The 5,291-nt window shown below is 72.8% G+C and carries 5 protein-coding genes; 4 read left to right on the forward strand and 1 reads right to left on the reverse strand.

Going from position 1 to position 5,291, the window contains the following annotated elements; all coding sequences use genetic code 11:
- Positions 1–1,007, forward strand: a 1,007-nt coding sequence (locus ACFV5N_RS24320; RefSeq protein WP_385603666.1) for an RDD family protein, incomplete at its 5' end; no start/stop codon positions are given.
- Between the two features lie 81 nt (positions 1,008–1,088).
- Positions 1,089–1,793: an RDD family protein gene (locus ACFV5N_RS24325; protein WP_385603669.1), complete on the forward strand. Its 705-nt coding sequence runs from the start codon at positions 1,089–1,091 to the stop codon at positions 1,791–1,793.
- 27 nt (positions 1,794–1,820) lie between these two features.
- Here the strand turns inward: ACFV5N_RS24325 and ACFV5N_RS24330 are convergent, their stop codons facing one another.
- Entirely contained in the window at positions 1,821–2,159 is a 339-nt protein-coding gene (locus ACFV5N_RS24330) for a hypothetical protein (protein WP_385603672.1), read from the reverse strand.
- A 201-nt stretch (positions 2,160–2,360) separates the two neighbouring features.
- Here ACFV5N_RS24330 and ACFV5N_RS24335 point away from each other — a divergent pair, with 201 nt between their 5' ends.
- The gene (locus tag ACFV5N_RS24335; protein WP_385603676.1) at positions 2,361–4,733 is read left to right on the forward strand and encodes an immune inhibitor A domain-containing protein; all 2,373 of its coding nucleotides are present in this window, start codon (positions 2,361–2,363) and stop codon (positions 4,731–4,733) included.
- A gap of 121 nt (positions 4,734–4,854) precedes the next feature.
- Positions 4,855–5,196, forward strand: a complete 342-nt coding sequence (locus ACFV5N_RS24340; RefSeq protein WP_385603679.1) for a hypothetical protein — start codon at positions 4,855–4,857, stop codon at positions 5,194–5,196.
- The last annotated feature ends 95 nt before the right edge of the window (positions 5,197–5,291 follow it).

The raw sequence follows: 5,291 nt of genomic DNA on the forward strand, positions 1-5,291 counted from the left end.
CCCCGCGCCCGTCCTCGCCGCAGGCACCGCCCCAGGCCCAGCCGCAGGCACCGGCCAGGAGCGAGCCGGTGGCGCCGCGGCCGGAGCCGGCCGCGGCCCAGCTGCCCGCCGTGCCCGAGCAGCAGCAGGCCCCGGCGCCGCGGCCGGCGACCCCGGCCCGCCCGGCCGCGTCCCGCCCGGCGCTGCCCGCGCAGGGGGCCCGGCAGGCACCGCCGGAGACCCCGCACGAGCAGACGGCGCAGCTGCGGCTGCCCAAGGGCGAGTCCTGGCAGCACCAGGTACGGGAGCTGGCCCAGCAGGCGCCGCAGTCCGCGCCCCGCCCGGCGTCCCCCGGCCTGCCGCCGCTGCCGGAGCAGCAGCAGCCCGCGGCCCAGCCGCAGCCGCCCCAGCAGCAGCACCTGCCACCGGCGCAGGCCCAGCCCGCGCCACAGGTGCAGCAGTCGCCGTTCCTGCGCTCGCACCAGGCGGATCCGCTCACCCCGCTGCCGTTCCGCAAGGACGCGCTGTTCGGCGCGGGCGATCAGCTGTACCCGGCCGGTCCCGGCCGGCGGCTGCTGGCCCGGCTGCTCGACTCGCTGCTGCCGCTGGCGGCCGCCGGGGCGATGGCGGCGATGGTGCTGGGGGATGCCAGGGACCACATCCAGCGGCAGATCGACGCGGCCAACGAGGCCGGGGTCACCCGCGAGATCTGGCTGATCGACGGCACCACCGGCGGCCATCTGGCCATGGTGCTCGGGGTCTTCCTGGTGGCCGGTTTCCTCTTCGAGGCGCTGCCGACCGCCCTGTGGGGCCGCTCGCCCGGCAAGGCGCTGTGCAAGCTGCGGGTGTTCGACCTGCGGAGCCAGCAGAAGCCGTCCTTCGGAGCGGCGGTGCTGCGCTGGCTGGTGCACGGCGTGCTGGCGGTGACGGCCGTCCTCGGGGCGGTCAATGTCCTGTGGGGGCTGCGGGACCGGCCCTGGCGCCAGTGCTGGCACGACAAGGCGGCCGGGACGTTCGTCGCGGGCTGAGCGACCCCGACGGGGCACACGTGTAGCCCGAACGACCCACGCCGGGGTGCGTGCGGGGGTGGCCCGGGGTCGACTCGGGCCATGAGCACCGACCAGCCGCAGCCACCGTCCGGCGACGACGAACCGCGCCCGGCAGCGGGCCAGCAGCCCCCGGAAGGTACACCGCCCCCGGAAGGTACGCCGCCGCCCGGCGGGACACCGCCCCCGGGCCGGATGCCGCCGCCGGGCGCGGGGGTGCCGCCCGGCGGGGAGCCGCCGCCCGGCTATCCCAGCGCGCCGCCGCCCTCCGGCGAGGTGCCGGGCGCGGGCACGGGGGCGTACGGGGTGCCCGATCCGCTGGCCGGGATGCCGCCGCTGGCCTCGCTCGGCCGGCGTCTGGTGGCCCGCATCATCGACGCGCTGATCATCGGGATCCCGATGTCCCTCATCCTGTGGGCGGTCACCGGCGACCGTTCCTACGACACGGGGTCGGGCAGCAACTATTTCCAGCAAGCCGCGGTCATCATCGTGTACTTCATCTACGACGGGGCGATGCTCAGCGCACGCGGCCAGACGCTGGGGAAGATGGCGATGCGGATCCGGGCGGCCATGCTGGCCGACGGCGCGGTGCCGCGCGGCAATCCGGCGTGGATCAGGGCGGCGGTGTACTCGCTGCCGCAGCTGCTGCCGTGCATCGGCTTCATCTTCTGGCTGGTCAACGTCCTCAACTGCACCTGGGACCGCCCCTACCGGCAGTGTCTGCACGACAAGGCGGCCAGGACCGTGGTGGTCGCGACCGCCTCGTGACGTGACGTACCGGCCGGCGCCCCGCGCTCACACCCGGGCGTGCGGGCGTTCGGCCGGCCGGGGGGCGGGCTCGGGCAGGGAACGGGCGGCGGCCGGTGCCGTCGCGGGCGCGGCCGGTCCGGGCGGTGCGGTCCTGGTGCGGAGCACCAGGGTGACGGTGACGCCGAGTCCGAGCGCGAGCGCGGCGATACCGGCGAGTGCGGGGACGCTCCCGGCTCCGGTGGTCAGGAGCAGGAGGAGTGTGGTGATCAGGACCGTGCCCGAACCGTAGACGATCTGCAGGGGGGTCGGATGCGGATGCGGCATGACGGAGTCCGTCCTGAGGGTGGGGTGCTGGTGTGCGGTCGGGGTGCTACGGGCGTGCATGCCCGCACCGTACGAGTCTGATGCCTCGTTCCGGTTCCGTCGGACCGGAGCACGGGGGGCGCACGGAGTCATATATCAACAGATCGTGAAATGAACATGAGATTCCGTGATCGTTTTCGGCAGGATCTGTCTTTTCGTCGTCGCCTCGTGTGCAATGCCTCTGATCACCGACCATGTTCGCGACAAAGGACAGATGCCAGAGTGAACACCCCAGGCAGATCCCGGAGATCTACCGCACTCGCCGCGGCCACCACCGTCGCCGCCCTGACCGCCGCCGTCCTCGTGCCCGCCGGCAGCGCCTCGGCCACCACCGCCGACGACGCCATCGGACTCCCCGCCGAGCAGCAGCTGTTCGCCGCCGAGCCGCACCTGGAGAACCCGCTCGCCGAGAAGCGCGAGGCGCTCAAGCAGGAAGCGCACCAGCAGCTGATCACCGGTCAGGCCCGCCCCCGCTCCCAGCACGGCTCCGAGGTCGTCGAACTCGCCGACGGGGAGTTCGTCGAGGTGGCCACCACCGGCACGGACAAGATCTTCACCATCCTGGTCGAGTTCGGCGACGAGATCCACCCGGAGTTCGGCGGCGACCCCGGCCCGCTGGCCAATCGGATCGCCGAGCCGGACCGTTCGGTGGACAACAGCACCATCTGGCAGAAGGACTTCAGCCGGGAGCACTACCAGGAGCTGTACTACGGCACCGACCCGGCCGAGCCGTCCGTCAAGCAGTACTTCGAGAGCCAGTCCTCGGGCCGGTACTCCATCGACGGCATCGTCACCGACTGGGTCAAGGTCGACTACAACGAGGCCCGTTACGGCAACACCGCCTGCGGCTCCAACGTCTGCCGCTCGGTGTGGGAGGTCGTGGCCGACGGCGTCAACGCCTGGTACGACGACCAGATCGCCCGCGGTCTGTCCCGGGACGAGATCCGCGACATCCTGGCCGAGTACGACCAGCAGGACCGCTACGACTACAACAACGACGGCAACTTCAACGAGCCCGACGGCTACCTCGACCACTTCCAGATCGTCCACGCCGGCGAGGACGCCTCCGCCGGCGGCGGCGCGCAGGGCGACGACGCCATCTGGGCCCACCGCTGGTACGCCTTCGCCGACCAGGTCGGCCTGACCGGGCCGCCGCAGAACCCGGCCGGCGGCGTGGAGATCGGCGACACCGGCATCTGGGTCGGCGACTACACCATCCAGCCCGAGAACGGCGGCGTCGGCGTCTTCGCCCACGAGTACGCCCACGACCTCGGTCTGCCCGACCTGTACGACACCTCGGGCGGCGAGAACGGCACCGGCTTCTGGTCCGCGATGTCCTCCGGCTCCTGGCTGAGCGACAAGGGCGACGGCGCCATCGGCACCCTGCCCAACGACATGGGCCCCTGGGAGAAGCTGCAACTGGGCTGGCTGGACTACGACACGGCCCGCGCCGCCACCCGTTCCACCCACCTCCTGGGTGCCTCCTCCGGCCGGTTCCCCGAGGGCAACCGCCGCCCCGACGCCCAGGCGCTGGTCGTCGAACTCCCCGCCAAGACCGTCACCACCGACCTGGTCGCCCCGGCCCAGGGCGCGACCCAGTGGTGGAGCGGCAGCGGCGACAACCTCAGCAACACCCTGACCCGCACCGTCGATCTGACCGGGGTCACCGCAGCCTCCCTCGACCTCACCGGCTGGTGGAGCATCGAGGAGGACTACGACTTCCTCTACACCGAGGTCTCCACCGACGGCGGCGCCACCTTCACCCCGCTGACCGGTACCGGCGACGGCGCCCCGCTGCCCACCGACAGCGCCGGACGCACCGCGCTGCACGGTGAGTCCGGCGGCCATGTCGCCCTGTCCTACCCGCTGGACGCCTACACCGGGCAGAGCGTCGAGCTGCGCTTCCGCTACCTCACCGACGGCGCCCTGACCGAACTCGGCTTCACCGCCGACGAGATCACCGTCACCGCCGACGGCGCGACGCTGTTCGCCGACGACGCCGAGAACGGCACGGGCGACTGGCGGGTGAACGGCTTCTCCCTGGTGGGCGCCTCGATCACCGACGACTACCCGCAGTTCTACATCGCGGAGAACCGCCAGTACACCGGCTTCGACCGCACCCTGAAGCACGGCCCGTACAACTTCGGCTTCCTGGACACCAAGGACGACTGGGTCGAGCACTACGCCTACCAGTCCGGCCTGCTGGTGTGGCTGTGGGACACCTCGCAGAGCGACAACAACACCCGTCAGCACCCGGGCGAGGGCCTGATCCTGCCGGTGGACGCCTCCCCGGCCGCCGAGAGCTGGTCGGACGGCACGCTGCTGCGCAACCGCATCCAGTCCCGGGACGCCACCTTCAGCCTCTACCCGACGCCGAAGGTGACCCTGCACAAGGACAGCGTGCCCACCACGCTGCCCGCCCACCGCGGCGTGCCGTACTTCGACGACCGCACCGGCGACTACTGGGACCCGGCCAACCCGTGGAACAGCGTGGTCGTGCCGGACACCAACACCAGGATCAGCATCCTGACGCAGTCGCCGACCGGCAGCGGCGCCATCCCGATGGTGCTCCACGTGTCCCCGAGCCGCCGCTGACCCCGCGCGGTCGCCCGCTCACCCACCGTATTCCGGCCGTCGCCCCTTGTTGGGCGACGGCCGGCCGGGTGAGGATGGCGGGGTCCCCCCACGTCCCGGGACCCCGAGCGAAAGGTGTGTCATGGCCGACGGAGGCTTTGTCCGGCTGCCCGACGGCAGCGTCGTGGTCGCGCTCCAGCTGCGCCACCCCGCCGCGCCCGGCCGGATCCGGGTGCTGGTGCGGGCCGCGAACCGGGCCCGCGCGCTGACCAGGCTCAGGAACCTGGGCCTGCGCGCCGTCTACCTGCGGGGCAACGCGGCCCCGCCCACCCCGGACGAGATCACCGCCGTGCTGCACCACCCCGACGGCGCCCTGTGGCGCTCCTGCCCGCACCACGAGACGGAGCGCTGGCGCCCCCTGACGGCTCTGTGGGGCACCACCCGCGCCCGTACGGCACAGGAGGCGCACATCAGGGCCGCCTGAGGACAGGCGGCCCCGCTGTGCGCCTCCCGGCCGCTCAGCCCGCGACGACGGCCTTGCCGGACAGCTCCACCCCGGCGTTCTCCAGCTCCCGCAGC

The organism is Streptomyces sp. NPDC059853 (assembly GCF_042731495.1).
Lineage (GTDB): Bacteria > Actinomycetota > Actinomycetes > Streptomycetales > Streptomycetaceae > Streptomyces.